This is a genomic window from Bacillus sp. 05T31, from assembly GCF_056396725.1.
The window spans coordinates 1-960 of the sequence record NZ_JBFTMA010001084.1 but is presented as its reverse complement, the minus strand read 5'-3'; the positions used below and the strand labels follow the sequence as shown (position 1 = coordinate 960).

Here is a 960-nt window from a genome sequence, read left to right as displayed (position 1 = left end):
GCATGGAGGATGCTCTCCGTACACGGCTATTTTTATTTTTTTGGTACTAACACAATCCCTAAACTAATAACACAAAAACTGAGTACTTGCTGTATTGAAAGACCAAGTAGAACCGAATTTTGTTCACTAATTAGCGAAATGATTATATGAGCAATTCCCTCACAAATTAGAAAAAAGCTTATATTCTTTCCATTCCCTACTCTTTCATTTTTAATCCATAACGAGCCAATTATACCGAGTGCGAGTATAATCTCATACATGAAAATAGGATGATACAAAAATTTTGATTCATATATTTTCATCCCCCACGGCAGTGTCGTTTGTGCACCTACTTCTTGATGGAATATAAAATAAAAGATTATACTCACGCAAAATCCAAAAGGTAATGTATCAAGTAAAATCCGAAGAGAAAATTGCTCTTTTTTACCTTTCCAAACAATGTATATACTCGCAATTACGCATCCTACTATAATATGCTGAATACTTCCTACAGCTAATAATGCTTGAATTGGCGCCCCAATGGCCCATACCGGATTTAAAATTACCGGTGCGAATTTCCATACTAATACAATGATAAGAAAGCCATTCGTTACTGCATCCATCATTTTTTCATATTGAATATTTTGCTTTTTCATCCTTAGTTTCATCAGAGTAAATCCAAATAGACTTCCTATTATAAGAGAAACTGGTTGTAACCTCACCATCCACTCCATCACTATGAAATCCCCTCTTAATTCTCAATTAATTTCTTAAACTTCTTTTCTAATTGATCTGGAGGTAATACACCTCGTGCTTGATCTACTATAATTCCATCTTTATTAACAAAAAATGTCGTTGGTAAAGAGAATACTTTATAATCTAATCCAGCTACTCCGTCCATATCTAATAGAACTGGACATTTAAATCCGTGGCGATCTGCAAATGCACTCGCTTCTTGTACTGGATCCCCGATTGTTGCAT

At 34.6% G+C, this 960-nt stretch carries 2 protein-coding genes; both read right to left on the bottom strand.

Annotated elements, in window-relative coordinates; genetic code table 11:
* Positions 1-32 precede the first annotated feature (32 nt).
* Complete coding sequence (locus AC1DJR_RS31510; RefSeq protein WP_477004416.1) at positions 33-716, bottom strand: prolipoprotein diacylglyceryl transferase family protein; 684 nt, start codon at positions 714-716, stop codon at positions 33-35.
* Between the two features lie 14 nt (positions 717-730).
* The coding region (locus AC1DJR_RS31505; protein WP_477004415.1) for a TlpA family protein disulfide reductase at positions 731-960 on the bottom strand (230 nt) is incomplete at its 5' end.